Raw genomic sequence first — 740 nt, 5'->3', positions numbered from 1 at the left:
GGCTAGAGCGTACGGTTCATACCCGTGAGGTCGGGGGTTCGATCCCCTCTGCCGCTACCAAGTCATGAAGGATCTTTAGCTCAGCTGGTTAGAGCAGACGGCTCATAACCGTCTGGTCGTAGGTTCGAGTCCTACAAGATCCACCACTATTTATTCGGAGGTATACCCAAGTCCGGCTGAAGGGATCGGTCTTGAAAACCGACAGGGGAGTCAAATCCCGCGGGGGTTCGAATCCCTCTACCTCCTCCACTTTTTTTAAAAAATATCACACAATTCATATCGTCGCGGGGTGGAGCAGTCCGGTAGCTCGTCGGGCTCATAACCCGAAGGTCGCAGGTTCAAATCCTGTCCCCGCAATCTGGTCCGGTAGTTCAGTTGGTTAGAATGCCTGCCTGTCACGCAGGAGGTCGCGGGTTCGAGTCCCGTCCGGACCGCCATTTTTATTCTAGTAGGATCACCTACTGTTGATATACATTGTGTGGCTCAGTAGCTCAGTCGGTAGAGCAAAGGACTGAAAATCCTTGTGTCGGCGGTTCGATTCCGTCCTGAGCCATCATGAACATAATCTGGAGGGGTAGCGAAGTGGCTAAACGCGGCGGACTGTAAATCCGCTCCTTCGGGTTCGGCAGTTCGAATCTGCCCCCCTCCACCATTCCATCATCGTATAGTTTAAATATAGAGGTCTTCGGAAGTTCCGAAGAAGGTTGTGAACCCATTTATTTTATATTATTGGGCTATAG

6 tRNA genes are annotated in these 740 nt (G+C 51.4%); all 6 read left to right on the top strand.

Annotated features, from left to right (window positions below):
* Nucleotides 1–69 precede the first annotated feature (69 nt).
* Nucleotides 70–146, top strand: a tRNA-Ile gene (locus V179_RS0105580).
* A 10-nt stretch (nt 147–156) separates the two neighbouring features.
* Nucleotides 157–249, top strand: a tRNA-Ser gene (locus V179_RS0105575).
* Between the two features lie 34 nt (nt 250–283).
* Nucleotides 284–357, top strand: a tRNA-Met gene (locus tag V179_RS0105570).
* A 3-nt stretch (nt 358–360) separates the two neighbouring features.
* Nucleotides 361–437 (top strand) — tRNA-Asp (locus V179_RS0105565).
* 43 nt (nt 438–480) lie between these two features.
* Nucleotides 481–553 (top strand) — tRNA-Phe (locus V179_RS0105560).
* 15 nt (nt 554–568) lie between these two features.
* A tRNA-Tyr gene (locus V179_RS0105555) sits at nt 569–652 on the top strand.
* Nucleotides 653–740: the final 88 nt, after the last annotated feature.

The organism is Bacillus cihuensis, assembly GCF_000504145.1.
Taxonomy (GTDB): Bacteria; Bacillota; Bacilli; order Bacillales; family DSM-1321; genus Peribacillus; species Peribacillus huizhouensis.
This window is presented reverse-complemented; position numbering and strand designations above follow the sequence as displayed.